Here is a 24,468-nt window from a genome sequence, read left to right as displayed (position 1 = left end):
TGATCCGGCCCCCATCGTAGGGGCGCCGCCCCCGGGCGGCGAGGTCCCGGCTCAGCGCCTGATCAGCCGGCGGGCCGTCGCCGCCGCCACCGCCGCCGTGCGGGAGTCGACGCCCAGCTTGGCGAAGATGTGCACGAGGTGGGACTTCACCGTCGCCTGGCTCAGGAACAGCGCCTTGCTGATCTGCTGGTTCGACAACCCCTCGCCGACCAGCTGGAGCACCTCCAGCTCGCGCTTGGTCAGGGCCTCCGAGGGCATCCGCATCCGGTCCATCAGCCGGTGCGCCACCGCCGGGGCGAGCGCCGACTGGCCGGCCGCCGCCGTCCGCACCGCCGCGGCCAGCTCCTCCGGCGGGGCGTCCTTCAGCAGGTAGCCCGAGGCGCCCGCCTCCACCGCCGCCAGGATGTCCGCGTCCGAGTCGTACGTCGTCAGGACCAGCACCCGCGGCCCGCCCCGTACGGCGGTGATGGCGGCCGTCGCCTCCGAGCCGTGCATCCCGGCGCCGAACTGCAGGTCCATCAGGACCACGTCCACGCCCCCGGCAGCGGCCAGCTCGACCGCCCGCTCGGCCGTCGCCGCCTCCCCGACCACCGCGAAGTCCGGCTCGGTGTCGAGGACGGCCCGCAGTCCGGCCCGTACCACCGGGTGATCGTCGGCGAGCAGCAGTCGGATCGTCATGTGTCGGCTCCGGTGGGCAGCGAGGGGGCGGAGGGCGAGGGGAGCGGAAGGGGCAGGGAGACGGCCACGGCGGTGCCCTGGCCCGGCGCGGACTCGACGGTGAAGGAGCCGCCGAGCGACTCGGCCCGCGAGCGCATCGCCGTCAGTCCGAAGCCGCCCTCCGAGGACGCCCGCCCGGCGCGCACGGCGGCCGGCTCAAAGCCCCTGCCGTCGTCCACCACGTCCAGCGTCACCCACCCGCCCATGAACGACAGGGTGATCTCGGCCCGCGAGGCCGAGGCGTGCCGGACGGTGTTGGCGAGCGCCGACTGGGCGATCCGCAGCAGCGCCACCTCGTACGGGGTGGGCAGGGCGACCGGCGTCCCGCTCACCGAGCACCGCACCCGAGGACCGTCCGGCCCCGCCGTCCCGCACAGCCGCTCGAGCGCCCCGGCCAGCGAACCGTGCTCCAGGCCGGGCGGCGTGAGCGCCCGCACGAAGCGCCGCGCCTCCGCCAGGTTGTCCTGCGCGGCCCGCCGCGCCTCCTCGATGTGCCGGGCGGCCGCCGACCCCTCGGGCAGGGCCCGCTCGGCGGCCCGCAGCAGCAGCTGGATCGAGGACAGGCCCTGCGCCAGGGTGTCGTGGATCTCCCGGGCCAGCCGCTCGCGCTCGGCGAGCGTCCCCGCGTGCCGCTCGGCCGCCGCCAGCTCGGCCCGGGTGGCGATCAGCTCCTCCACCATCCGGCGGCGCCGCTCGCTCTCCCGGTACAGCGCCTGGTAGCCGAGGACCGTGGCGACGGCGACCGCCGCGCCGAGCAGCGGACCGATGAACACGCCCGGGTTGAGCGGGGCGCCGTGCCCCACGTACGACAGGATCGCCGCGCCCGCCGTCAGCGCCACGGCCGGCAGCGACCAGCGCACCGGCAGCAGGTGCAGCTGGAGGAAGTAGAGCGGGAAGGCCACCCACAGCCCCTCGGGCGTGGCCCAGAGCAGCAGCAGCCAGGCCGCGCACAGCCCGGCCAGCCACACCGCCGCCGCCTGTCGCGACCCCCGGACCGCGTCCCGCACCGGGGGAAGCAGCGAACCGGCCGCGTAGACCGCGCCGGTCACCACCGCCGCCAGGGTCCCCCCGGCGGAGTGGGCGCGCAGCGCCGACAGCGCGAGCAGGCCCGCCATCAGCAGATGGAGGCACGCGCGCAGGACGCGCAGGGCGGGGGTGAGCGATCGGGGATCCATGGTCCGTCCAGCGTATGCGCGGGCGCGGGCCGGTTCGGACAATCCGGACTCAACCGAAAGTTTGATTGCCGAGCCATCCGTGGCGCGATGCCCGACGCGGACCCCGGCGAGCAGGCTTGGTCCCATGTTCGTGGCATGGAGAGACCTGAGATTCGCCAAGGGGCGATTCACCTTGATGGGCACGGTGATCGTGCTGATCACCCTGCTCGTCGGACTGCTGTCCGGGCTGACCGCCGGGCTCGCCCGCGAGAACATCTCGGCGATCACCGGCCTGCCCGCCGACCGGATCGCCTTCGCGGCGCCGCCGTCCGGGCAGTCCGTCTCCTTCACCAGCTCGACGGTGAGCGAGGACCAGTGGCGGCGGTGGGCCGGGCGGCCCGGAGTGACAGCCGCCGAACCCCTCGGCATCCGCACCCTCAACGCCACCGCCGGCGACCGCACGGCCGCGCTCTCCGCCTTCGGTACGCGGCCGGCCGGCGGCCTCGCACCCGGGACCGGGCGGCTCGCGCCCGGGCACGCCGTCCTGTCGGAAGCGGCCGCCGAGGAACTGGACGCCACGGCCGGGGACGCGGTGCGCCTCGGCCCCCTGGAGGTCACCGTCGCCGCGGTCGCCGGAGACGCCTCGTACAGCCACACACCCGTCGCGTGGATCACCCTCGACGACTGGCAGCGGCTCGGCCGCGACGGCACCACGCCCGAGGAGCGGGCCACGGCCACCGTCATCGCGCTCAGCGGCTCCGGCGCCGACTGGGCTGCCGGCGACCAGGCCCTCGGCACCCGGTCGCGGACGGTCGACGGCGCCCTCACCGCCATAGGGTCCTACCAGGCCGAGAACGGCTCGCTCCAGATGATGCGCGGCTTCCTCTTCGTCATCTCCGCGCTGGTCATAGGGGCCTTCTTCACCGTCTGGACCATCCAGCGCAGCGCCGACGTGGCCGTCCTGAAGGCGCTGGGCGCCTCCACCCCGTACCTCCTGAAGGACGCGCTGGGCCAGGCCGTGGCGATGCTCGGCGCGGGCACCCTGCTCGGCACCGGTCTCGCGGCCGCCGTCGGCGGACTCATCAGCGGCGGGGACGTGCCCTTCGTCCTGCGGCCGCTCACCGTGCTCGGACCCGCCGCCGTCATGATCGCGCTCGGCGTCCTCGGCGCGGCCCTGTCCATCCGGCGGATCACCGCCGTCGACCCCCTGACCGCCCTCGGGAGTGCCCGATGAGCCTGCGGCTCGAAGACGTGACCCTGACCTACCCGGACGGCGAAGGCCGCCTCACCGCCCTCGACGCCGTCTCCCTGGAGGTCCCGGCCGGCGGTCTCACCGCCGTCGTCGGCCCCTCCGGCTCCGGCAAGTCCAGCCTCCTCGCGGTGGCCGCGACCCTGGTGACCCCGGACCGGGGCCGGGTCGTCGTGGCCGGCACGGACACCGCGCCGCTGGGGCCGGCGGAGAAGGCGGTGCTGCGCCGCGAGAAGATCGGCATCGTCTTCCAGCAGCCCAACCTGCTGCCCTCGCTCACCGCCCTCGAACAGCTCCAGGTCATGGCCCACCTCTCCGGCCGGAGCCCGCGCGCCGTACGGGACCGGGCCCGGGACCTGCTCGACGCCGTCGGCCTGGCCGAGCAGGCGCACCGCCGCCCCCACCAGCTCTCCGGCGGCCAGCGCCAGCGCGTCAACATCGCCAGGGCGCTGATGAACGACCCCTGCGTGCTCCTGGTGGACGAGCCGACCAGTGCCCTGGACCACGAGCGGGGCGCGGCCGTCATGGATCTGCTCGCCACGCTGACGGCGCAGCGGGGCACGGCGACGGTCCTGGTCACGCACGACCGCACGCACGTGGGACGGGCGGGGCGGGTGGTGTCGGTGCGGGACGGGCGGCTCACCCAGGCCGCGACGGTCTGAGCCGCCACCCTCCCGTCACCGCGTACGCGAAGGGCGCCCGGAACCCCACGGTTCCGGGCGCCCTTCGCTCGGGCGCGGGCAGGGGATCAGCCCTGGCCGTTGCCCGCCGTGTTCGCGAGCGCCGCCGACAGTTCCTCGGCGACCTCGTGGAGGATCGGGACGATCTTCTCGGTGGCCGCCTCCGTCACGCGTCCGGCCGGGCCCGAGATCGAGATGGCCGCCGCGGTGGGGGAGTTGGGGACGGGGACCGCGAGGCAGCGGACCCCTATCTCCTGCTCGTTGTCGTCGACCGCGTAACCCGTCTCGCGCACCACGGCCAGGGCGTCGAGGAAGCCCTCGGGGGTGGTGATGGTCTTCTCGGTCGCGGCCGGCATGCCGGTACGGGCGAGGAGCGCGCGGACCTCGTCGGCCGGGGTGTGCGCGAGCAGCGCCTTGCCGACGCCCGTGGAGTGCGGCAGCACCCGGCGGCCGACCTCGGTGAACATGCGCATGGAGTGCTTGGACGGCACCTGCGCGACGTAGACGATCTCGTCCCCGTCGAGCAGCGCCATGTTCGCCGTCTCGCCGGTCTCCTCGACGAGCCGGGCCAGATACGGGCGGGCCCAGGTGCCGAGCAGCCGGGAGGCGGACTCGCCGAGCCGGATCAGGCGGGGGCCGAGGGCGTAGCGGCGGTTGGGCTGCTGGCGGACGTAGCCGCAGGCGACCAGCGTGCGCATGAGCCGGTGGATGGTCGGCAGCGGCAGTCCGCTGCTGGCGGAGAGCTCGCTCAGCCCGACCTCGCCGCCTGCGTCGGCCATCCGCTCCAGGAGGTCGAAGGCACGCTCGAGGGACTGGACGCCTCCGCTCGCGGCGGCGGGCTTGGCGGCGTCGGTGGTGCTGGCGCTGGACGTCGGCACGTCAACGGTCCTTTCGGGGCAGGCGGGCAAGTCAGCAGCCTACCGGGCGGCCGCGCCGGACACACGGCCCAGGTCCCGGCGTCCGGGCCGGTCAGGGGGGTGTTTGTCCGTTGTCGGCGGCTGCCCGGAGGGGCCCTGGTCCGCCCCGCATGTGCGGAGCTACGTTCTACTGTACGAAATTCCACTTCCACTTCATGGAAACCTCCAAGCAGGGTTCCTCGGCGGCCCATGCTGGAAGTGTGCCCTTGACGACATGTCGTCTCGCGCGCAGACTCCTTCAACAGTTCGTTGAAATTCTGCTTCGTGGAAGAAGCACGGAAGAAGAAGGGGTACGGGTGGACGTCAACCTGGTCCTGCGCTCGACGCGCGTCATCACCCCCGAGGGAACCCGCGCGGCGTCGATCGCCGTCTCCGGCGGGAAGATCGCGGCCGTGCTGCCGTACGACGCCGAGGTACCGGCCGGCGCCCGGCTGGAAGACGTCGGCGACGACGTCGTCCTGCCCGGACTCGTCGACACCCACGTCCACGTGAACGACCCCGGCCGCACCGAGTGGGAGGGCTTCTGGACCGCCACCCGCGCCGCGGCCGCCGGCGGCATCACCACCCTCCTCGACATGCCGCTCAACTCCCTGCCGCCCACCACCACCGTCGAGAACCTGCGCATCAAGCAGGACGTCGCCCGCCCCAAGGCGCACATCGACACCGGATTCTGGGGCGGCGCCCTCCCCGACAACGTCAAGGACCTGCGCCCGCTCCACGACGCCGGCGTCTTCGGGTTCAAGTGCTTCCTCAGCCCCTCCGGCGTCGAGGAGTTCCCCCAGCTCGACCAGGACCAGCTGGCCACCTCCCTCGCCGAGATCGCCGGCTTCGGCGGCCTGATGATCGTGCACGCCGAGGACCCGCACGAGCTCGACGCGGCACCCCAGAAGAGCAGCCCGAAGTACACCGACTTCCTCGCCTCCCGGCCCCGCGTCGCCGAGAACACCGCCATCGAGAACCTGATCAACCAGGCCCGCCGGCTCAGCGCCCGCGTCCACGTCCTGCACCTGTCGTCCTCCGACGCCCTGCCGCTCATCGCCGCCGCCAAGGCCGAAGGCGTCAAGATCACCGTCGAGTCCTGCCCCCACTTCCTCACCCTCACGGCCGAAGAAGTCCCGGACGGCGCCACCGAGTTCAAGTGCTGCCCGCCCATCCGCGAGGCCGCCAACCAGGACCTGCTCTGGCAGGGCCTCGCCGACGGCACCATCGACTGCATCGTCTCCGACCACTCGCCGTCCACCGCCGACCTCAAGACCCCGGACTTCGCCTCCGCCTGGGGCGGCATCTCCTCCCTCCAGCTCGGCCTCCCCGCCATCTGGACCGAGGCCCGCCGCCGCGGCCACGACCTCACCGACGTCGCCCGCTGGATGTCCACCGCCCCCGCCCGGCTCGCCGGCCTCCACCAGAAGGGCGCCATCGAAGCCGGCCGCGACGCCGACTTCGCCGTCCTCGACCCCGACGCCACCTTCACCGTCGACCCGGCCGACCTGGAACACCGCAACCGCATCACCGCCTACGCGGGCAAGACCCTGCACGGCGTCGTCACCTCCACCTGGCTGCGCGGAGAGCGGATCGCCGACCACGGCACCCTCACCGAGCCCACCGGCCGCCTCCTCGAAAGGAACAACTGACGTGTCCGCCATACCGCGCTTCACCGGTGACGCCAGCCCCTACGGCGGCGGTGACCCCTACGCCGACTACCGCACCGCCGACTTCCCCTTCACCCAGTACGCCGACCTCGCCGACCGCCGCCTCGGCGCCGGCGTCATCGCCGCCAACGACGAGTTCTTCGCCGAGCGCGAGAACCTGCTGAAGCCCGAGGCCGCCGAGTTCGACCCCGAGCACTTCGGGCACAAGGGCAAGATCATGGACGGCTGGGAGACCCGCCGCCGCCGCGGCGTCTCCGCCGCACAGCCCCACCCCACCGAGGACGACCACGACTGGGCCCTCGTACGCCTCGGCGCCCCCGGCGTCATCCGCGGCATCGTCGTCGACACCGCCCACTTCCGCGGCAACTACCCGCAGGCCGTGTCCGTCGAAGCCACCTCCGTCGCCGGCTCCCCCTCGCCCGAGGACCTCCTCGCCGACGACGTCAAGTGGACCACCCTCGTCCCCCGCACCGCCATCGGCGGCCACGCCGCCAACGGCTTCGCCGTCGACGTCGAACAGCGCTTCACCCACCTCCGGGTCAACCAGCACCCCGACGGCGGCATCGCCCGCCTCCGCGTCCACGGCGAAGTCGCCCCCGACCCGCAGTGGCTCGCCGTCCTCGGCACCTTCGACCTCGCCGCCCTCGAGAACGGCGGCCAGGTCGAGGACGCATCCGACCGCTTCTACTCCCCGGCCACCAACACCATCCAGCCCGGCCGCTCCCGCAAGATGGACGACGGCTGGGAGACCCGCCGCCGCCGCGACAAGGGCAACGACTGGATCCGCTACAGCCTCGCCGCCGAATCCGAGATCCGCGCCGTCGAGATCGACACCGCCTACCTCAAGGGCAACAGCGCCGGCTGGGCCGCCCTCTCCGTCGCCGCCGAAGGCTCCGAGGACTGGACCGAGATCCTCCCCCGGACCCGCCTCCAGCCCGACACCAACCACCGCTTCGTCCTCGACGCCCCGGCCGTCGGCTCCCGCGTCCGCATCGACATCTACCCCGACGGCGGCATCTCCCGCCTCCGCCTCTACGGCTCCCTCACCGAAACCGGCGCGGCCCGGCTGACCGCCCGCCACCAGGAACTGGGCGGCTGACCCCACCCGCCCACCGGAACCGGGCGGGCACGACACCCCGCCCGGCCCGCGAGGGCGCACCGGCCCGACAGCACCGGTGCGCCCCGTATTTTTTGTGGCTCGGTTCGCCTAGGTGCTCGTGGGTGCCGAGGGGGCCAGGACGGCACGTCACGGATTGCCCTGGGGGCGGGGCCGGACATCGGGGCTACCCGGCGGCGGGGCAGCGCGTCGGACCGGTTCGGGGCCGGGCCGCGCGTCCGCTTCCGCCCTCCCGTGTCACGCCGCGTGGCCGCCGTCCACCGAGAACTCGGCGCCCGTCACGTACGCCGCCTCCGGGCCCGCCAGGAACGCCACCATGGAGGCGACCTCGTCGGCGGTGCCGAAGCGGCCCAGGGCCGTCACGGCCGCCTGGCCCTGCGCGTACGGGCCGTCGGCCGGGTTCATGTCCGTGTCCGTCGGGCCCGGGTGGACGATGTTCGCGTTGATGCCCCGGCCGCCCAGCTCGCGGGCGAGCGCCTTGGTCAGGCCGACCAGGGCCGCCTTGCTCATCGTGTACAGCGTGCCGCCGGGGCCCGGGACCCGCTGGGTCATGCAGGTGCCGATCGTGACGATCCGCCCGCCGTCCGGCATCCGCGCGGCCGCCGCCTGCGAGGCGAGGAACACGGAGCGGACGTTCACGGCGAGGACCCGGTCCACGTCGGCCAGGCTCAGCTGCTCCAGCGGCGCGACCACACCCACGCCGACGTTGTTGACCAGGACGTCGAGCCCTCCGAGGGCGTCCACCGCCCACTCCACGGCGCCCGCCGCGTCACCGGCGCCTGCGGCGTCGGCCCGCAGCGGCAGGGCCGTGCGGCCCAGTGCCTCGATCCGGGCGGCGACCTCCTTCGCCCGGACCTCGTCCCGGACATAGGTGAAGGCCACGTCCGCTCCCTCCCGGGCGAGCCGCACGGCGGTCGCCGCCCCCACGCCCCTGCTGCCACCGGTGACCAGGACCGCCTTGCCGCTCATGCCGGTCGTCGCCTTCGTCGTGGACATCGCGTACTCCTCGCACATCGGTTGTCGTTGCGAGTTCAATCAAACGGTGGTGGTGCGGCCGGCGCTGGCGGGAAACGGACGGCGACGCGACCACCGATGAGATCCGCGGGCGGGCGGGGTCGACACGGGTGGGACACGATGGTCCGGAAAGAGCGGAAGAGAGGGCATTCGTCATGGCCACCCTGAGCCTCACCCAGTTCCTCACCCTCGACGGCGTCTACCAGGCCCCCGGCGGCCCGGAGGAGGACCCGAGCGGCGGCTTCGACCAGGGCGGCTGGGTCGCCCCGTACCTCGACGAGGACTTCGGCCGCTTCGTCAACGAGGTCTTCGCCCGGCCCGCCGCCTTCCTCCTCGGCCGCCGCACCTACGACATCTTCGCGAGCTACTGGCCGCACCAGACCGACCCCGACGACCCGGTGGCGGGCCCGCTCAACGCGCTTCCGAAGTACGTCGTCTCCACCACGCTCACCTCCGGCGACTGGCCCACCACCACGGTGCTGCGGGGCGACCCGGCCGATGCCGTCGCCGCGCTCAAGCAGCGCGTGGACGGTGAGATCCAGATGCACGGCAGCGGCGGCCTGGCGCAGACCCTGCTCGCCCACGACCTCATCGACCGGCTGAACCTGCTGGTCTTCCCCGTGGTCCTCGGCAGCGGCCGCCGGCTGTTCCGCGAGGGGGCGACCCCGAGCGCCTTCCGGCTGCTCGACGCCCGCACCACCGCCGCGGGCGTCGGCATCCACACCTACGAGCTCGCCGGCCGCCCCCGCTTCGGCACCGTCGGCGAATGATGTAGCCACCACCGTTGTCCGGCGGATACGGTGATCGCGCCCGCGTGAGAGCCGCCGAAGTCTCCACCCCGCAACAAGAGCCGGAGACCTCGCCGCCATGTCCTCGCTTGCCGCACCCCTGCCCCTCGGCGCCCCGCGCCGGGCCTGGCTCACCGACCTGCCCGTGCTCCTCGTGGCGGTGGTCTGGGGCACCAGCTACCTCGCCGCCAAGGGCATCACCGCCACCCACACCGTGATCGCCGTGCTCGTCCTGCGGTTCGCCGTGGTGCTGCCGGTGCTCGTCGTCGCCGGATGGCGCAGGCTGCGGGCGCTGGACGCGGCACAGTGGCGCGGCGCGGGCCTCCTCGGACTGATCCTCGCCGGAATCTTCCTCCTGGAGACCTACGGAGTCGTCCACACCTCCGCCACCAACGCGGGCCTGATCATCAGCCTCACCATGATCTTCACCCCGCTCGCCGAGGCGGCCGTGACCCGGGTCCGGCCGCCCCGCGCCTTCCTCGCCGCCGCGGCGCTCTCCGTGACGGGCGTGATCCTGCTGACCCAGGGCGCGGGCTTCACCGCACCGTCGGCCGGCGACCTGCTGATGCTGCTCGCCGCCCTCGCCCGGACCGTGCACGTCCTCGCGATGTCGCGGATCAAGGCCGTGCGGAGCGCCGACTCGCTCTCCCTCACCACCGTCCAGCTCGGCGCCGCCGTCGCCGTCTTCGCGCTCCTCGCCGCCGCGCCCGCCACCGGGGCCTCGCCCTGGTCGGTCGCGCTCGGCTTCGGGCCGCGCGCATGGGCAGGACTCCTCTTCCTCTCCGTCTTCTGCACCCTCTTCGCCTTCTTCGTGCAGATGTGGGCGGTGCGCCGCACGTCGCCTTCCCGGGTCAGCCTGCTGCTGGGCACCGAGCCCCTGTGGGCCGCCGCCGCGGGCATCGCCCTGGCGGGTGACCGCCCCGGCGCCCTCGGTCTCGCGGGCGCGGTCCTCGTGCTGGCGGGCACCACGTGGGGCCGCCGGGCCGCCGACCGGGACGCCGGGTAGGTTCACCGGTCATGACCACACGCCACCCGCGCCACCCCCGCCCCGTCCCCTCGCCGGTCGAGACGCTCCGCGCACGGGCGGTCCGCACCCAGGGCTGGGGCCTTTGCCTGCTGACCGTCGCCGCGCTGCTGTGGGTGTGGTGCGCGGTGCTGCTCCTCACCCCGTACGAGACGGACCGGGGCAACGACTGCGGCACGCTGCTCTCGGGCGACTACCACCACGACGAGCCGTGCTACGAGTCCCGTGACTGGCCCGAACTCCTCGGCCTGCTCGCGGCGTCCGTCCCCTTCGCCGTCGCGGGCGCCGCCGTCCACGCCCGCGGCGCCCTCACCCACCGCCTGGCGCCGCTCCTCGCCGACCTCGACGAGAAGTGACGGCCGTTTCGACCTGCTCCGGGTCCCCCGCCTGTACGGGATCCGGCACGGGAGGTTCGCCTCGCTGAAGCGGGCGTTGCGGAGCGTTGATCCGGTGGGAGTGGCCCTCCACGAGCCCCTCTCCAGCGCGCGCCGCCGGCATCCCGGAGCAGGACGAGGAGGAAGACCGGTTCAGATGGGCGGGCGCGGGTGACGTGGCGGGGTTCTGGAAACGGCCCGCCGGGGGAGGCCCGGCAGGGCCGGCTCGGAAAGCACGCAGGGCGGCCCGGTCAGTGGCGTGGCACCCGGTCCGACACCACCAGTATCGCCACGCCCAGGGCCGCGATCACGATGTTCGCGAAGACCTCGTGGCCGTGCAGGAACCCGACGTTCTCCGTCAGGAACCGGGTCATGCCGAGCAGTTTGAACCAGCCGTCGGTCAGCTCGCGGATCACTCCGGCCACGCCGAAGACCATCATCAGGAAGCCCGTGACTTCGAGAAACCTCTTCATGCCCCGATCGTGATCCATGCGCCGCCCGCGCCGCGTCGGCCGTCGGTATCCGTCTCGTGGGGCTCGCGTCCGACGTTCGTACGACCGAAGCCGCCCCCCGCGCGACTTTGGTATCGACCGGTCGCCGCACCCCCGCCGCCCGGCCCCCGCCCGCGTACATCGCCGTCATGGGCGTCCCCACCGTCAAGACCCACGACTCGCGGATTCCGGCCACCTTCGGCCTCGACAACCGTGTCCGGATCGCACTGCTCGTCCACGGCGCCGGCCCTCTCGACCTCCCCGACCCGGACGGCGGCGCCTAGCCTGGACCGATGTCCGTCATCGACCTGGGGGCGTACGGCCCGGACTTCACCGCCGACCCGTACCCGTACTACGCGAAGCTCCGCGCGTCCGGACCCGTCCACGAGATCCTCACACCCGAGGGCATCCCGGCCTGGCTGATCGTCGGATACGAGGAGGCCCGCGCCGCGCTCGCCGACCCGCGGTTCGTCAAGAACACCTCCGCCGTCGTCGACTTCGTCCCGCTGGAGGTCGAGGTCATCGGCCCCAACCTGCTCGGCGTCGACCCGCCCGACCACACCCGGCTGCGCAAGCTCGTCGCGGGCGAGTTCACCGGCCGCCGGGTCGAGGCCCTGCGCCCGCGCGTCGTGCAACTGGCCGGTGAACTCCTCGACGCGATGGCGCCCGCCGGCCGCGCGGACCTCGTCGACGCCTTCGCCTTCCCGTTGCCCATCACCGTCATCTGCGAACTCCTCGGCGTCCCGGCCGCCGACCGGGACTCCTTCCGTGCCTGGTCGAACGAGCTGGTCGCCCCGACCGGCGCCCTCACCGAGCGGGAGGCCGTCGAGGGCTTCGGCGGCTACCTCGACGAACTCATCGAGGACAGACGCGCGGCCGGGCCCGCCGACGACCTGCTGTCCGCCCTCATCGCCACCCGCGCCGAGGACGGCGACCGGCTCTCCCTGCCGGAACTGCGCGCCCTGGTCTATCTGCTGCTGATCGCCGGCCACGAGACCACGGTCAACCTGATCGCCAACACGGTCCGCGCGCTGCTCCGTCACCCGGACCAACTCGCCGCGCTCAGGGCAGACTTCAGCCTGCTTGACGGCGCGATCGAGGAGGGGCTGCGCTACGACGGACCGGTGGAGGCCGCCACGTACCGCTTCGCCGTCGAGGACGTCCCCGTGGGCGGCGCCGTCGTTCCCGCCGGTTCCGTCGTGCTCGTCGGCCTCGCCGCCGGCGCCCGCGATCCGGGCCGCTTCCCCGACCCCGACCGCTTCGACATCCGGCGCGACCCGCGCGGCCACCTCGCCTTCGGGCACGGCATCCACTACTGCCTGGGCGCCCCGCTCGCCCGCCTGGAGGGCAAGATCGCCATCCGGTCGCTCCTGGAACGCTTCCCCCGGCTGGAACTGGACCCTACCGGCGGCCCGTTGGAATGGCTGCCCGGCCTGCTGATCCGCGGCACCCGCCGTCTCCCCGTGACGTGGTGAAACCCCTAGGAGCCCCGTGAGCCCCGTGAACCCCCCGACCGACCGGGTCGAGCCCGCGACCGACCGGGTCGAGCCCGCGACCGACCGGGGCGGGCCCGCGACCGACCGTCCCGGCCCCGCCTCCTCCGACCGTCCCGGCCCCGCCCTCGACCTCGCCCAGAAGGTCCTCGACAGCCAGCCCTTCAGTCGCCTCCTCGGCGCCCGGATCACCGCCTTCGGTGACGGCGCCGCCACTCTGGAACTGGACATCCGCGAGGAACTGCACCAGCAGAACGGCTTCCTGCACGGCGGAGTGCTCTCCTACGCCGCCGACAACGCCCTCACCTTCGCCGGCGGAGCCGCCCTCGGCCCGGCCGTCCTGACCGGCGGCTTCACCATCCAGTACCTCCGCCCGGCGGTCGGAGCGGTCCTGCGCGCCCGCGCCCGCGTCGTCCACGCCGGACGGCGACAGGCCGTCGTCCGCTGCGACCTGCTGACCGCCGACGCGGAAGGGACCGAGACGCTGTGCGCGGTGGCCCAGGGCACGGTGATGCCGGCCGGCGGCTGAAGCCCAGGAGGCACCCGCCTAGGCCGGCACCTCGTCGATCCGCACCGGGCGCCGTTCGCGGCGCGAGCGCTCGCACGCCTCCGCGATCCGCAGGGCGGCGAGCGCCTCGCGCCCGTCGCAGGGGTTGCCGCGCTCCCCGCGCACCAGGCCGACGAAGGCGTCGAGCTCCGCCTCGTACGCCGGCGCGAACCGCTCGAGGAAACCGGTCCAGGGCTTGGCGGGCGGCGGCGGGCCCTGCGGTTCGAGCGACTCCAGCGGAGTCCGCTCGTCCATCCCGACGGCGAGCTGTGCCCGCTCCCCGGCCAGCTCCATCCGTACGTCGTAGCCGGCGCCGTTGCAGCGGGTCGCGGTGGCCGTGACCAGCGTGCCGTCGTCCAGGGTCAGCAGCGCGGCGGCCGTGCCCACGTCCCCGGCCGCGCGGAACATCGCGGGCCCCGCGTCCGACCCGGTGGCGTACGCCTCCACCACCTCCCGGCCCGTCACCCAGCGCACGATGTCGAAGTCGTGGACCAGACAGTCCCGGAACAGCCCGCCCGACAGGGGCAGATAGGCGGCGGGCGGCGGCGCCGGGTCCGAGGTCACCGCCCGTACGGTGTGCAGCCGCCCGAGCCGGCCCGATCCGACGGCCTCCCGCGCCGCCCGGTACCCGGCGTCGAACCGCCGCATGAACCCCAGCTGGAGCTGGGTTCCGGCCGCCGCGACCGCGTCGAGCGCGGCGAGCGTCCCCGGCACGTCGAGCGCGATCGGCTTCTCGCAGAAGGCGGGAAGCCCGGCCGCGGCGGCCCGCCGGATCAACTCCGCGTGCGCGGCCGTCGCCGACGCGATCACCACCGCGTCGAGCGCGTGCTGCTCGAACAGCGCCTCCACCGTCGGCGCCGCCTCGGCCCCCAGTGCCCCCGCCACGCGCGCGGCCCGCTCCCCGTCGGCGTCGGCGAGCACCAGGGCCTCCACCTCCGGGTGCCGGGCGAGCACTCCCGCGTGGAAGCCGCCGATCCGCCCCGTCCCGACCAGTCCGATCCGCATGCGCCCAAGGTGGTGCGGAACGGATCGGGTGTCAAGGAACGCCCGGCCACCCGACCACCCGACCATCCGGCCTCGCGGCCCCACCGCCCCGCCTGGTCGGCCCGCCCCGACCACCTCCCGCCCCGCCCCGCTCCCACCTTCCCGCCGGGTCCCCGTTCCGCCCGGCCGGGCCGACCGAGGCGCCTACCGGCGGACCCCGGCGACGGACCGTCCGTCGCCGCGGGTACGGGCGCGGCGGCGACCGGCGACCGGCGACCGCGCGTACGGCTACGGGACGGGCTCGGGCCCGGCACCACCGCGCCCCGCAGCGCGACCCTTGCCCCGCTGCGGGGGATCCGGGGCGCGGCATGCCTTCAGCGGGTGACCGGGCCCGCCGGGCACCCCGGCCGGCCGGGCTCAGGACGCTGCCTCGTCGCCGTCAGGCCGCCGGCAGGGGTGCCGGCCCGCACCGGCAACCGGCCCCCCTGCCCGCCGTCATGCGCCCCAGCCGCGCGGCCCGCCGGTCTTGCCGTCCTGCTCGTCCTGGTCGTCGGTGTCGGCACCGGAGTCGGGTTCGGCGCGGTCGTCGAGGGTGATGGTGACCCGTTCGCCTCCGCCGGGGCCGATGCCGGTCAGGCGCTGCCGGATCCGCTCGTAGACCTCGGCCGCGAGTTCCCGGTCTCCGCTGCCGTCGGAGGCAGCGGAGGCGACGGCGTCCAGGGTGATCAGGAGCGCGATGAGCGAGCGGCCGGACAGCGGGGCGAAGACCCGCTCGTCGGGCTCGTCGATGACGCGCGGCGGGACGCGGAAGTGCCGGTGGCCCGCCGTGAGGCCGGTGAGGAACTCCCAGGTGTCGCGGTGGCAGCGCATGTCGGCGGAGGAGATCCGGGCGGCGGTCCGCAGCAGCGCGGTGTGCTCCGCGCTCACCGGCGCCGGCGCGGCGTCCTCGCCCTCGGCGGCGTCCTCGCCCTCGGCGGCGCCCTCGGCCTTCGCGGCGTCCTCCGCCGCCGCTGCGGCGGAGGTCCGGAGCTGGTCGACCATCGCGCGGATCTCGGCGAGTTCGCCGGTCAGCGTGGCGAGACCGGTGCGTGCCTCCTCCAAGGCGGTGGTGATCCCCTCGGTGACCTGTTCGGTGACCTGTTCGGTGGCCTCGCGGACCGTCTCGAGCAGCCGTCCCGCGGCATCGCCGCCCCCCTCCCCGCGCTCCCCGGCGGTGGGAGGGGTGGTGACCCGCTGCCCGGCCGGGCCGGCACCGGGCTCCTGGGAGGCGCCGTGCTCCTGGGGGACGGGCGTCCCCCCGAGCGTCACCGCACCGCCGGCACCGCCCGCGCCGTCCGCGCCGCCCCCGGCCTCCTCACCGCCCTCGTCAGGCCCTTCGGGCCCGGCCTGCGTCGCCTGCGGCCCGGGGGAGACGGGGACGGAGCCGCTGTCGGGGTGCCGGTCGTCCTCGGTGCCGCGCTGGACCGGGATCGCAGGCGGGAGGAGCGGTGCCGTGGCGGCCGGGTCCGTCGGACGGGCGGGGCCGCCGGGAGCCGACGACCGGGGGACGAGGGCGAGGAGGTCCAGGCGGTCGAGGGTGGCGCGCAGTTCGGTCAGCTCGGCCCGCAGGAGACCGGTGACCTCGTCGACCTTGCTGGTGACGACCTCGGCGGAGGGTGCCTTGGTGGCGCTGAGCAGGTCGTAGCGCATCCTGCCGATCTCTTCCGTGACCCGGTGGAGCCCGTCCGTGACCGCCCGGGAGGTGGCCTCCTGGGCTGCCCGGTGGGAGGTGTCGACCCTGTCGAAGCTCTCGGTGAGCGACGTGCGCGTGTTCTCCTCCGCGTGGAGGACGGCGTTGTGCACCATCGTGACCATCTGGGCAAGATCCGGCTTTCGGAGCATCTCCACCTCGTGCATTGCGGTATGTAGTCGATCGGTACCGCTGCGTATGGTGCAGGAGGTCAAACCGGTGGCGCGGCGGAACGGACCAACTCCTTCCGCCACGAGCGAGATTGGCCGTTCAACGCCTCCTCCGTGGCCGGTTCGGTCCCCTCGTCGAGCCGGCCGCCGTCGGCCAGGGCCGGCGGCCGGCTCGGCGGGGCGGATCGGGTGCCCGTCGATGCCGGTCACCTATCGGTGACCCGCGCCCGGGGCTACGCTCCGACGCGTCGGCGCCCGCCGCGCCGACGGCGACGCAGGCCCCGCTGAAGATCGGCGCGACCCCCATGACCGATACTGCAATGCACGCAGAAGGACACAAAGGAGGGCACGGCCTCGTGACCAGGGTTCCTGACGGAGGGGTACGCGCGGCTGTCGGCGCCGTGCTCGCGGTGGCGCTGACCGCCGCGCTCGCGGGATGCAGCAGCACCGGCGGCAAGCGCGCGGAGGACGCCCGCAAGGCGGCCGCCGCCCAGGGCAGGGCGGCCGTGGACACCCCTCGCTGGACCTTCGCCATGGTCACCCACTCGGGCGACGGCGACACCTTCTGGGACATCGTCCAGAACGGTGCCAAGCAGGCCGCGGTCAAGGACAACATCAACTTCCTCTACGCCCACAGCGACGAGGCGCAGACGCAGGCCCAGCTCATCGACTCGTACGTGGCGAAGAAGGTCGACGGCCTCATCGTCTCCCTCGCCAAGCCGGACGCGATGAGGACGGCCGTCGAGAAGGCCGTCAAGGCCGGCATCCCGGTGATCACCGTGAACTCGGGAGCCGAGCAGTCCAAGGCGTTCGGCGCCCTCACCCACATCGGCCAGGACGAGACCGTCGCCGGTGAGGCCGTCGGCGAGGAGCTCGACCGGCGCGGACGCAAGAAGGCCCTGTGCGTCCTGCACGAGCAGGGCAACGTCGGGCACGAGCAGCGCTGCGCCGGAGCGAGGAAGACCTTCGACGGCGACCTGCAGAACCTGTACGTCGACGGCACCAACATGCCCGACGTCCAGGCGTCCGTCCTGGCCAAGCTCCAGTCCGATCCGTCGATCGACGCCGTCGTGACCCTCGGCGCGCCCTTCGCCGACGCCGCCGTGCAGGCGAAGAAGACCGCCGGCAGCAAGGCGGAGGTCGACACCTTCGACCTCAACGCCAAGGTGGCCGGCGCCCTGGAGGCCGGCACCCTCGGCTTCGCCGTCGACCAGCAGCCCTATCTCCAGGGCTACCAGGCCGTCGACCTGCTCTGGCTCTACCGCTACAACGCCGACGTCCTCGGCGGCGGCAAGCCGGTCCTGACCGGACCGCAGATCATCACCAAGGACCAGGCCGGGGCGCTGAAGGGCTACACCGAGCGGGGCACCCGATGAGCGCCGCCGCCCCGCCCTCCGACGGGCTCGACCACGTCGACGAACGCCTGCTGCGCACCTCGCCGCTGAAGAAGCTGCTCGCCCGGCCCGAGCTCGGCTCGGTCGTCGGCGCCGTCGCCGTCTTCCTCTTCTTCTCCGTGGTCGCCGACGGCTTCCTGCGCCCCTCCAGCCTCGGCACGGTCCTCTACGCGGCGTCCACCATCGGCATCATGGCCGTGCCGGTCGCCCTGCTGATGATCGGCGGCGAGTTCGACCTGTCCGCCGGCGTCCTGGTCACCAGCTCGGCGCTGATCTCCTCGATGTTCAGCTACCAGATGACCGCGAACGTCTGGGTCGGGGTCGGCGTCTCGCTGCTCGTCACGCTCGCCATCGGCGCGTTCAACGGCTTCATGCTGACCCGCACCAAACTGCCGAGCTTCATCATCACCCTCGGCACCTTCCTCATGCTGACCGGCCTGAACCTCGGCTTCACCAAGCTGATCAGCGGCACCGTGTCCACCAAGTCGATCGCCGACATGGAGGGCTTCCCCTCCGCCCGCGCGCTCTTCGCCTCCACCTGGACCGTCGGCGGCGTGGAGCTCAAGGTCACCATCCTGTGGTGGCTGGTCCTCGTCGCCGTCGCCACCTGGATCCTGCTGCGGACCCGCTTCGGCAACTGGATCTTCGCCGTCGGCGGCGGCGCCGACGCCGCCCGCGCGGTCGGCGTCCCGGTCCACCGGACCAAGATCGGCCTCTACATGGGGGTGGCGTTCTGCGCCTGGGTCTCCGGCCAGCACCTGCTGCTCTCCTTCGACGTCGTCCAGTCCGGCGAGGGCGTCGGGAACGAGCTGATCTACATCATCGCGGCCGTCATCGGCGGCTGTCTGATCACCGGCGGCTACGGCTCCGCCATCGGCTCCGCGGTCGGCGCCCTCATCTTCGGCATGACCGGCAAGGGCATCGTGTACGCGGAGTGGAACCCGGACTGGTTCAAGTTCTTCCTGGGCGCCATGCTGCTGCTCGCCACGCTCCTGAACGCCTGGATCCGCAAGCGCGTGGAGGCCGCCAAGTGACCACGACGACGAAGACCCCCGCGCCCGGGCCGCTGGTCGAGCTCGACGCCGTCAGCAAGTACTACGGCAACATCCGGGCCCTCGAAGGGGTCTTTCTGCAGGTGCACGCGGGGGAGATCTCCTGCGTGCTCGGTGACAACGGCGCCGGCAAGTCCACCCTCATCAAGATCATCGCCGGTCTGCACGGGCACGACGCCGGCACCTTCCGCATCGAGGGCGAGGAGGTCGCCCTCGCCAACCCGCGCGACGCCCTGGACCGCGGCATCGCCACCGTCTACCAGGACCTCGCCGTCGTCCCCCTGATGCCGGTGTGGCGCAACTTCTTCCTCGGCTCCGAGCCGACCCGGGGCAAGGGCCCCTTCAAGCGGCTCGACACCGAGCTGATGCGCACCACCACCCGCGAGGCACTGCTCCGCATGGGCATCGACCTGCGGGACGTCGACCAGCCCATCGGCACGCTCTCCGGCGGCGAGCGCCAGTGCGTGGCGATCGCCCGCGCCGTGCACTTCGGCGCCAAGGTCCTGGTCCTGGACGAGCCGACGGCGGCGCTCGGGGTGAAGCAGTCCGGAGTGGTCCTGAAGTACGTGGCGGCGGCACGTGACCAGGGCCTCGGAGTGGTCCTCATCACCCACAACCCCCACCACGCCTACCTCGTCGGTGATCGTTTCGTCCTGCTGAAGCGCGGTGTCATGGCGGGCAGCCACACGAAGGGCTCCGTCACCCTGGACGAGTTGACCCGGCAGATGGCCGGCGGCAGCGAGCTCGAGGACCTGCGCCACGAACTGGAACGTCCTTCCGCTTCGTGACGCGCCCTTCACCTCCCTCCTGGCAGAATCGAGCCGATGAGTACCTACCGTGACCTGACCGGCCGAGGCTCCGCCCGGGGCACGGTCCTGCGGACCATCGGCCCCCGGGAGCGGCGCTCGCACCTGACGGCGCCCCGGGTGCCGACCGTCGGCATCGACATCGGCGGTACGAAGGTGATGGCCGGCGTCGTCGACGCGGACGGGAACATCCTGGAGAAGGTCCGCACCGAGACCCCCGACAAGTCCAAGAGCCCCAAGGTCGTCGAGGACACCATCGTGGAGCTCGTCCTGGACCTCTCCGACCGCCACGACGTGCACGCCGTCGGCATCGGCGCGGCCGGCTGGGTCGACGCCGACCGGGCCCGGGTGCTCTTCGCCCCGCACCTCGCCTGGCGCAACGAGCCGCTGCGCGACGCCCTCCAGGACCGGCTCGCCGTCCCCGTGATGGTCGACAACGACGCCAACACCGCCGCCTGGGCCGAGTGGCGCTTCGGCGCCGGACGCGGCGAGGACCACCTCGTCATGATCACCCTGGGCACCGGCATCGGCGGCGCCATCCTGGAGGACGGCCAGGTCAAGCGCGGCAAGTACGGGGTCGCCGGCGAGTTCGGCCACATGCAGGTGGTCCCCGGCGGCCACCGCTGCCCCTGCGGCAACCGCGGCTGCTGGGAGCAGTACAGCTCCGGCAACGCCCTCGTCCGCGAGGCCCGTGAGCTCGCCGCCGCCGACTCCCCGGTCGCGTACAACATCATCGAACGGGTCAAGGGCAGCGTCCCCGACATCACCGGCCCGCTCATCACCGAGCTCGCCCGCGAGGGCGACGCCATGTGCGTCGAACTGTTCCAGGACATCGGCCAGTGGCTCGGCGTCGGCATCGCCAACCTCGCCGCCGCCCTCGACCCCTCCTGCTTCGTCATCGGCGGTGGCGTCTCCGCCGCCGACGACCTGCTGATCGGCCCGGCGAGGGACGCCTTCCGCCGCCACCTCACCGGCCGGGGCTACCGCCCCGAGGCCCGCATCGCCCGCGCCCAGCTCGGCCCCGAGGCCGGCATGGTCGGCGCCGCCGACCTCGCCCGGCTGGTCGCCCGCCGCTTCCGCCGCGCCAACCGGCGCCGGGTCGAGCGCTACGAGCGGTACGGCCGCTACGCGCAGGCCCTGCGCGCCGCCACCGCCGCCGCCGACCGGAACGCCCGCACCACCCAGGACCCGCAGTCATGACGCCGACCGAACTGACGCCGCCGCCCCCCACCCGCCCCGACGGCAAGCTGCCCGAGGACCGGCGGCACATGCTGCGCCGCCGCTGGCTCACCGCCATCATCATCGTGCTCCTCGTCGGCATCCCGGCCGGCTATCTCGTGATCTCCGCCGGCCAGAGCCGCGCCAGCGGCCGCGACAAGGAGCGCGAGTCCTCCGTCGTCGGTCTCCAGGACAACCGGCCCTCCCTGATGAAGCGCCGGATCTACGAGATCCCGATCCCCTCCGACGCCTGGCACGTCGCCTACTACGAGACCAGCAACTGGAAGACCAGCCGGCTCTACGTGCAGTTCGCGACCACCGCGGCCGGCCTCGACGCCTACCTCCACGACAGCGGCACCAGCCGCGCGGCCCTCGTTCCCGGCGACGTCACCATCGGCAGCCGCGACGCGGGGATCGTCGGCTGGAACTTCCGCCCCGGCCACCCCTGGTCCGGCACCACCGTCACCCGTGAGAAGCCCCGCCCCACCAGCGACATCACGGTCGACCTCACCGACCCGGCCTTCCCCCGCGTCTACGTGGTCTCCACCACCTCCCCCTGACGCGGCCCGGAGGCGGCGAGGGTGCAGACGCCGTCCGCGCACCGCCGCTCCAGCCGGCCGCGCGAGACGGTCTGCGCCAGGCCGACCAGCCAGCAGGCGGGACAGCCCCGGAACGGGATCAGGGCGAGCGGGGCCGCCAGCAGGGCGGCCGGGCCGGCGACGGGCACCAGCGCGATCGCGCCGGCGATCAGCCCGAAGCCGAGGACGCCGCGCACCAGGTGGCGCGGGACGGACCTGCTCGCGAAGCCGGCGGTTCGCGTGTCCGGGACGGCTCGCGTGACGAGGACGGGTTTCGCGTCCGTGACGGCTCCTGCGGCCCGCGCGCGTATCAGGTCACGGGCGGGGTGCGTGTCCGGGACGGATTTCGCGGTGTTCTCGGTGTTCACGGTGTTCTCGGTGTTCACGGTGCTCGCGCTGTTCACGGTCGTGGGTCTCCTTCGACGAGTGGGCCGGCCGCCAGCGCGTGGCGCAGTGCCGCGCGGGCGCGGTGCAGCCGCGACTTCATCGCGGCGTCGCTCAGTCCGAGCGCCCGGGCCACGGTCCGGCCGGGCAGGCCCTGGACGTCCCGCATGACCAGCACCTGCCGCTGGTCGTGGGGCAGGGCGGCGACCGCGGCCGCGATCCGCTCGGCCTCCAGCCGCTGCAGCACCGCGTCCTCGGCCGACGGTGCCGCGGGCGTCGCTGCCCCCGGCCCGGCCTGCTGCCCGCCGTCGCCGCGCGAGACCAGCAGCCGCACGTGCCGGAGGCACTCGTTGCGTACGATCCGGAACATCCACGAGGCGAGCGCGCCCGTGGCCCGCAAGGTGCCGATCTTCCGGTACAGGATGATCAGAGCCTCCTGCGCCGCGTCCTCCGCGTCCTGCGGTGAGGCGCACAGCGACCGGGCGAACCGGCGCACGTGCGGCTGCGACGCCAGGACGACGGTGGTGAGCGAGGTGACGTCACCGTCCTGGGCGGCCCGGACCAGCCGCTCGTCCGGCCAGGCGAAACGTGGGGTCATGAGCTGCTCCTCCCGGCGAGCCGTCCCGTACGCCGGCGCCGGTCAGCCACGGCTCCCGTAACGCCGCATCAGGTGCCAGGCGCACGCGCCCGCGAGCAGGACTCCGACCACGACGAGGCCAGTGACCATCATTGCTGTTTCCTCCCGGTTCCGTACCGGCCCGTGCGACCGGTACGGACATAGGAGGGGGGAAGGCCCGGAAAGGATTCGCCGCGGCGGAGGTTTTTCCCCTGCCGGCTCTCAGTCCAGCGGACGCGGTTCGAGCGGGCGGACGGCGGGGCCCTGGAGCACGCGGCCGTCGGGGGCGAACCGCGAACCGTGGCACGGGCATTCCCAGGCCCGCTCCGCGTCGTTGAAGTGCACCAGGCACCCCAGATGCGTGCAGCGCGCCGAGACCGAGTGCGCCGTGCCCTGCTCGTCGCGGTACACCGCGCAGCGCCGTCCGCCGACCCGTACGACCGCGCCGGTGCCCGGCGGGATCTGCTCGACCTCGTCCACGTGGGAGGAGGCCAGCCGGTCGCCGACGAAGTGCTTGACCACCGAGCCCTGCAGCTTCATCAAGGACGCCGTCTCCCGCACGTGGAAGCGGCCCGGGTCGTACAGCGCGGACCAGGGCAGTTCCTCGCCCGCGATGCGGGCCGCGAGCAGCCGGCCGGCCATGACGCCGTTGCTCATGCCCCAGCCGCCGAACCCGGCCGCCACGTGGACGTGCCGGGAACCGGGGTGGAAGCGGCCCACGAACGGCACCCCGTCCGTGGACGAGTTGTCCTGCGCCGCCCACCGGTGCGTGACGCGGGCCTGCGGGAAGTGCTCCCCGGTCCAGGCGGCGAGCCGCTCGTAGCGCGCGCCCACCTCGCCGTCGCCCGGCGTGAACGACTCGCCGGTGACGATGAGCAGCCGCCGTCCGTCCGAGAGCGGCGCGGTGCGCACCGAACGGGTGTCGTGCTCGTGCGTGAGGTACGTGCCCCGCGGGGCGAGGTCCGCGGGAAGTTCCGCCGCGACGACGAGTTCGCGGCGGGGTTCGAGCCGGGAGAAGAGCAACGCCCGGTCGAAGACCGGGTAGTGGGTGGCCACGATCACGTCACGGGCGACGATCTCGGTCCCCTGCTCGGTGGTGAGCCGGCAGGGCTCGCCCTCGTGCAGCGAGACGACCCGGGTGCGCTCGTGGACGACGCCGCCCCGCCGGACGAGGTCGGCGACGAGCGCGAGGAGGTACTTGCGCGGATGGAACTGCGCCTGCCCCTCGACCCGCACCGCGCCGGCGACCGGGAACGGCAGCTCCGTCTCCTCGACGAAGGAGGCCGGCAGGCCCGCCTCGCGCGCCGCGTCCGCCTCCTCCCGCAGCCCGTCGACGGCGTCGGGCCGCTCCGTGTACACATGGCTCGGCGCGGTCTCGAGCTCGCAGTCGATCCCGAGCTCCGCCGCCACCCGGCCGACCTGCTCGACGGCCTCCTGCTGGGAACGCGCGTACAGCCGCGCCTGTTCGGCGCCGAACGACGACCGCAGCCGTGCGTAGATCATGCCGTGCTGGACCGAGAGCTTCGCGGTCGTGTAGCCGGTGACGCCCGCGGCGACGCGGTCCGCCTCGAGCAGGGCCACCCGGCGTCCCGCGCGGGCGAGTTCCCACGCCGCGCAGATGCCGGCGATGCCGGCGCCGACGACCGCGACGTCGACCTCCAGGTCTCCGGCCGGGCCGGAGTACGCGGACCCCGGTGCGGTCTCCATCCAGTACGACTCGTAAGTGCCGGGCAGACCGGTCATCTCAGTGCCTCCACTTCGCACACGCTACGACGGGCGGCGGGGCCGGCCCGCGCGACGCGCTCGGAACCGTTCGCCTGATCGGGCGGACCCTGCCCGGTTTCCCCCGACCGCCGGCCCTACCCGTGCCTCCGGGGACGCCAATGCCGAAGGACGGGGCGTGAGGTGGCGTAGGGCGGGCAGGCGGATCGGGAGCGTTCGCCCGAAAAGCACCCCACGACAGGAGAGAGGAGAGCACCGTGGCCCCGTCATCGGACAGCCGCACGAACCGCAAGGCGGCCGACGCCGAGCCCGAACGTCCGCCCCCGCTCGCCGAGGTGAGCCGGACGGCGATGGAGCAGCTCGAGGAGCTGCTCGGCCAGCCGGCGGAGTCCGTCAGCTCCTGCGCGCGCGGCGAGGACGGCGGCTGGCACCTCACCGTGGAAGTCCTCGAACTGAGGCGCGTCCCGGACACCATGAGCCTGCTCGCCTCGTACGAGGTCGACGTCGACCACCACGGGCAGCTCATGGGCCACCGGCGCACCCACCGGTACGAGCGGGGGCGCGCGGACCGCCGCTGAGCCGGCGGCCCGCCCCGCACCCG

General features: G+C 73.7%; 26 protein-coding genes. 16 read left to right on the top strand and 10 right to left on the bottom strand.

Features of this window, described 5'->3' with window-relative positions; genetic code table 11:
* Positions 1-51: 51 nt before the first annotated feature.
* Both ABD954_RS06425 and ABD954_RS06420 read right to left on the bottom strand, forming a co-directional pair.
* Positions 52-678, bottom strand: a complete 627-nt coding sequence (locus ABD954_RS06425) for a response regulator (protein ID WP_345484808.1) — start codon at positions 676-678, stop codon at positions 52-54.
* Positions 675-1,892, bottom strand: coding sequence for a sensor histidine kinase (locus ABD954_RS06420; protein WP_345484807.1), 1,218 nt, complete (start codon positions 1,890-1,892; stop codon positions 675-677). Before ABD954_RS06420 ends, ABD954_RS06425 begins: the two co-directional genes overlap by 4 nt.
* Before the next feature lie 124 nt (positions 1,893-2,016).
* Here ABD954_RS06420 and ABD954_RS06415 point away from each other — a divergent pair, with 124 nt between their 5' ends.
* Together ABD954_RS06415 and ABD954_RS06410 are read left to right on the top strand one after the other, a co-directional pair.
* Positions 2,017-3,105 (top strand): ABC transporter permease, encoded by a 1,089-nt coding sequence (locus ABD954_RS06415; protein ID WP_345484806.1) that lies wholly within the window; start codon positions 2,017-2,019, stop codon positions 3,103-3,105.
* Positions 3,102-3,782: an ABC transporter ATP-binding protein gene (locus ABD954_RS06410; protein ID WP_345484805.1), complete on the top strand. Its 681-nt coding sequence runs from the start codon at positions 3,102-3,104 to the stop codon at positions 3,780-3,782. Before ABD954_RS06415 ends, ABD954_RS06410 begins: the two co-directional genes overlap by 4 nt.
* An 86-nt stretch (positions 3,783-3,868) precedes the next feature.
* Here the strand turns inward: ABD954_RS06410 and ABD954_RS06405 are convergent, their stop codons facing one another.
* On the bottom strand, positions 3,869-4,678 hold the full coding sequence (locus ABD954_RS06405; protein WP_345484804.1) for an IclR family transcriptional regulator: 810 nt from the start codon (positions 4,676-4,678) through the stop codon (positions 3,869-3,871).
* A gap of 335 nt (positions 4,679-5,013) precedes the next feature.
* Here ABD954_RS06405 and allB point away from each other — a divergent pair, with 335 nt between their 5' ends.
* Both allB and alc read left to right on the top strand, forming a co-directional pair.
* Entirely contained in the window at positions 5,014-6,348 is a 1,335-nt protein-coding gene (gene allB, locus ABD954_RS06400; RefSeq protein ID WP_345484803.1) for an allantoinase AllB, read from the top strand.
* Position 6,349: 1 nt separating this feature from the next.
* Entirely contained in the window at positions 6,350-7,465 is a 1,116-nt protein-coding gene (gene alc, locus ABD954_RS06395) for an allantoicase (RefSeq protein ID WP_345484802.1), read from the top strand.
* Between the two features lie 255 nt (positions 7,466-7,720).
* Here the strand turns inward: alc and ABD954_RS06390 are convergent, their stop codons facing one another.
* On the bottom strand, positions 7,721-8,479 hold the full coding sequence (locus tag ABD954_RS06390) for an SDR family oxidoreductase (RefSeq protein ID WP_345484801.1): 759 nt from the start codon (positions 8,477-8,479) through the stop codon (positions 7,721-7,723).
* A 173-nt stretch (positions 8,480-8,652) separates the two neighbouring features.
* Between ABD954_RS06390 and ABD954_RS06385 the strand changes: the two genes are divergently transcribed.
* The 3 genes from ABD954_RS06385 (at position 8,653) to ABD954_RS06375 (ending at position 10,665) form a co-directional block, all read left to right on the top strand.
* Positions 8,653-9,267, top strand: coding sequence for a dihydrofolate reductase family protein (locus ABD954_RS06385; protein WP_345484800.1), 615 nt, complete (start codon positions 8,653-8,655; stop codon positions 9,265-9,267).
* A 97-nt stretch (positions 9,268-9,364) separates the two neighbouring features.
* A complete protein-coding gene (locus tag ABD954_RS06380; protein WP_345484799.1) occupies positions 9,365-10,291 on the top strand; it encodes a DMT family transporter in 927 nt (308 codons plus the stop codon).
* An 11-nt stretch (positions 10,292-10,302) separates the two neighbouring features.
* Positions 10,303-10,665 (top strand): hypothetical protein, encoded by a 363-nt coding sequence (locus ABD954_RS06375; protein WP_345484798.1) that lies wholly within the window; start codon positions 10,303-10,305, stop codon positions 10,663-10,665.
* Between the two features lie 269 nt (positions 10,666-10,934).
* Here the strand turns inward: ABD954_RS06375 and ABD954_RS06370 are convergent, their stop codons facing one another.
* Entirely contained in the window at positions 10,935-11,156 is a 222-nt protein-coding gene (locus ABD954_RS06370; protein WP_345484797.1) for a hypothetical protein, read from the bottom strand.
* Between the two features lie 167 nt (positions 11,157-11,323).
* Between ABD954_RS06370 and ABD954_RS06365 the strand changes: the two genes are divergently transcribed.
* The 3 genes from ABD954_RS06365 to ABD954_RS06355 are packed head-to-tail and all read left to right on the top strand — an operon-like array spanning position 11,324 to position 13,196.
* On the top strand, positions 11,324-11,458 hold the full coding sequence (locus ABD954_RS06365; protein WP_382745968.1) for a hypothetical protein: 135 nt from the start codon (positions 11,324-11,326) through the stop codon (positions 11,456-11,458).
* A gap of 9 nt (positions 11,459-11,467) precedes the next feature.
* The gene (locus ABD954_RS06360; RefSeq protein WP_345484796.1) at positions 11,468-12,649 is read left to right on the top strand and encodes a cytochrome P450 family protein; all 1,182 of its coding nucleotides are present in this window, start codon (positions 11,468-11,470) and stop codon (positions 12,647-12,649) included.
* Between the two features lie 16 nt (positions 12,650-12,665).
* Positions 12,666-13,196 (top strand): PaaI family thioesterase, encoded by a 531-nt coding sequence (locus ABD954_RS06355; RefSeq protein ID WP_345484795.1) that lies wholly within the window; start codon positions 12,666-12,668, stop codon positions 13,194-13,196.
* Positions 13,197-13,214: 18 nt separating this feature from the next.
* On the opposite strand, the gene ABD954_RS06350 is transcribed toward ABD954_RS06355, so the two are convergent.
* On the bottom strand, positions 13,215-14,219 hold the full coding sequence (locus ABD954_RS06350; protein ID WP_345484794.1) for a Gfo/Idh/MocA family protein: 1,005 nt from the start codon (positions 14,217-14,219) through the stop codon (positions 13,215-13,217).
* Positions 14,220-14,693: 474 nt separating this feature from the next.
* Positions 14,694-16,052 carry a hypothetical protein gene (locus ABD954_RS06345; RefSeq protein WP_345484793.1) on the bottom strand — a complete coding sequence of 453 codons (1,359 nt, stop codon included), beginning with the start codon at positions 16,050-16,052 and terminating at the stop codon, positions 14,694-14,696.
* A 401-nt stretch (positions 16,053-16,453) separates the two neighbouring features.
* On the opposite strand from ABD954_RS06345, the gene ABD954_RS06340 reads away from it, so the two are divergent.
* From ABD954_RS06340 to ABD954_RS06320, 5 genes are read left to right on the top strand one after another with little or no spacing between them, the layout of a single operon-like run.
* Entirely contained in the window at positions 16,454-17,473 is a 1,020-nt protein-coding gene (locus tag ABD954_RS06340) for a sugar ABC transporter substrate-binding protein (RefSeq protein WP_345484792.1), read from the top strand.
* Positions 17,470-18,525, top strand: a complete 1,056-nt coding sequence (locus ABD954_RS06335) for an ABC transporter permease (RefSeq protein ID WP_345484791.1) — start codon at positions 17,470-17,472, stop codon at positions 18,523-18,525. Before ABD954_RS06340 ends, ABD954_RS06335 begins: the two co-directional genes overlap by 4 nt.
* The gene (locus ABD954_RS06330) at positions 18,522-19,331 is read left to right on the top strand and encodes an ATP-binding cassette domain-containing protein (protein ID WP_345484790.1); all 810 of its coding nucleotides are present in this window, start codon (positions 18,522-18,524) and stop codon (positions 19,329-19,331) included. The genes ABD954_RS06335 and ABD954_RS06330 overlap by 4 nt, the downstream gene beginning before the upstream one ends.
* Positions 19,332-19,367: 36 nt before the next feature.
* Positions 19,368-20,549 carry an ROK family glucokinase gene (locus ABD954_RS06325; RefSeq protein WP_345484789.1) on the top strand — a complete coding sequence of 394 codons (1,182 nt, stop codon included), beginning with the start codon at positions 19,368-19,370 and terminating at the stop codon, positions 20,547-20,549.
* A complete protein-coding gene (locus ABD954_RS06320; RefSeq protein WP_345484788.1) occupies positions 20,546-21,127 on the top strand; it encodes a hypothetical protein in 582 nt (193 codons plus the stop codon). Before ABD954_RS06325 ends, ABD954_RS06320 begins: the two co-directional genes overlap by 4 nt.
* On the opposite strand, the gene ABD954_RS33570 is transcribed toward ABD954_RS06320, so the two are convergent.
* The 3 genes from ABD954_RS33570 to ABD954_RS06305 form a co-directional block, all read right to left on the bottom strand.
* The gene (locus tag ABD954_RS33570; protein WP_382745972.1) at positions 21,100-21,549 is read right to left on the bottom strand and encodes a hypothetical protein; all 450 of its coding nucleotides are present in this window, start codon (positions 21,547-21,549) and stop codon (positions 21,100-21,102) included. The genes ABD954_RS06320 and ABD954_RS33570 overlap by 28 nt on opposite strands.
* Entirely contained in the window at positions 21,546-22,127 is a 582-nt protein-coding gene (locus ABD954_RS06310) for an RNA polymerase sigma factor (protein WP_345484787.1), read from the bottom strand. Before ABD954_RS06310 ends, ABD954_RS33570 begins: the two co-directional genes overlap by 4 nt.
* A gap of 240 nt (positions 22,128-22,367) precedes the next feature.
* Positions 22,368-23,888, bottom strand: coding sequence for an FAD-dependent oxidoreductase (locus ABD954_RS06305; RefSeq protein WP_345484786.1), 1,521 nt, complete (start codon positions 23,886-23,888; stop codon positions 22,368-22,370).
* A 236-nt stretch (positions 23,889-24,124) separates the two neighbouring features.
* Here ABD954_RS06305 and ABD954_RS06300 point away from each other — a divergent pair, with 236 nt between their 5' ends.
* Complete coding sequence (locus ABD954_RS06300; protein WP_345484785.1) at positions 24,125-24,445, top strand: gas vesicle protein GvpO; 321 nt, start codon at positions 24,125-24,127, stop codon at positions 24,443-24,445.
* The last annotated feature ends 23 nt before the right edge of the window (positions 24,446-24,468 follow it).

Origin of the sequence: Streptomyces roseoviridis (assembly GCF_039535235.1) — a bacterium.
GTDB lineage: Bacteria > Actinomycetota > Actinomycetes > Streptomycetales > Streptomycetaceae > Streptomyces > Streptomyces roseoviridis.
Note: the sequence above shows the minus strand (reverse complement) of the source record. Positions and strands in the feature narration are given on the sequence as shown.

Bases quoted from the DNA above. Each gene is read 5' to 3' on its own strand.
- ABD954_RS06425 (WP_345484808.1), bottom strand. From the start codon at position 678: ATGACGATCCGACTGCTGCTCGCCGACGATCACCCGGTGGTACGGGCC.
- ABD954_RS06420 (WP_345484807.1), bottom strand. From the start codon at position 1,892: ATGGATCCCCGATCGCTCACCCCCGCCCTGCGCGTCCTGCGCGCGTGC.
- ABD954_RS06415 (WP_345484806.1), top strand. From the start codon at position 2,017: ATGTTCGTGGCATGGAGAGACCTGAGATTCGCCAAGGGGCGATTCACC.
- ABD954_RS06410 (WP_345484805.1), top strand. From the start codon at position 3,102: ATGAGCCTGCGGCTCGAAGACGTGACCCTGACCTACCCGGACGGCGAA.
- ABD954_RS06390 (WP_345484801.1), bottom strand. From the start codon at position 8,479: ATGTCCACGACGAAGGCGACGACCGGCATGAGCGGCAAGGCGGTCCTG.
- ABD954_RS06385 (WP_345484800.1), top strand. From the start codon at position 8,653: ATGGCCACCCTGAGCCTCACCCAGTTCCTCACCCTCGACGGCGTCTAC.
- ABD954_RS06380 (WP_345484799.1), top strand. From the start codon at position 9,365: ATGTCCTCGCTTGCCGCACCCCTGCCCCTCGGCGCCCCGCGCCGGGCC.
- ABD954_RS06375 (WP_345484798.1), top strand. From the start codon at position 10,303: ATGACCACACGCCACCCGCGCCACCCCCGCCCCGTCCCCTCGCCGGTC.
- ABD954_RS06370 (WP_345484797.1), bottom strand. From the start codon at position 11,156: ATGAAGAGGTTTCTCGAAGTCACGGGCTTCCTGATGATGGTCTTCGGC.
- ABD954_RS06365 (WP_382745968.1), top strand. From the start codon at position 11,324: ATGGGCGTCCCCACCGTCAAGACCCACGACTCGCGGATTCCGGCCACC.
- ABD954_RS06360 (WP_345484796.1), top strand. From the start codon at position 11,468: ATGTCCGTCATCGACCTGGGGGCGTACGGCCCGGACTTCACCGCCGAC.
- ABD954_RS06350 (WP_345484794.1), bottom strand. From the start codon at position 14,219: ATGCGGATCGGACTGGTCGGGACGGGGCGGATCGGCGGCTTCCACGCG.
- ABD954_RS06345 (WP_345484793.1), bottom strand. From the start codon at position 16,052: ATGGTCACGATGGTGCACAACGCCGTCCTCCACGCGGAGGAGAACACG.
- ABD954_RS06335 (WP_345484791.1), top strand. From the start codon at position 17,470: ATGAGCGCCGCCGCCCCGCCCTCCGACGGGCTCGACCACGTCGACGAA.
- ABD954_RS06325 (WP_345484789.1), top strand. From the start codon at position 19,368: ATGAGTACCTACCGTGACCTGACCGGCCGAGGCTCCGCCCGGGGCACG.
- ABD954_RS06320 (WP_345484788.1), top strand. From the start codon at position 20,546: ATGACGCCGACCGAACTGACGCCGCCGCCCCCCACCCGCCCCGACGGC.
- ABD954_RS06310 (WP_345484787.1), bottom strand. From the start codon at position 22,127: ATGACCCCACGTTTCGCCTGGCCGGACGAGCGGCTGGTCCGGGCCGCC.
- ABD954_RS06305 (WP_345484786.1), bottom strand. From the start codon at position 23,888: ATGACCGGTCTGCCCGGCACTTACGAGTCGTACTGGATGGAGACCGCA.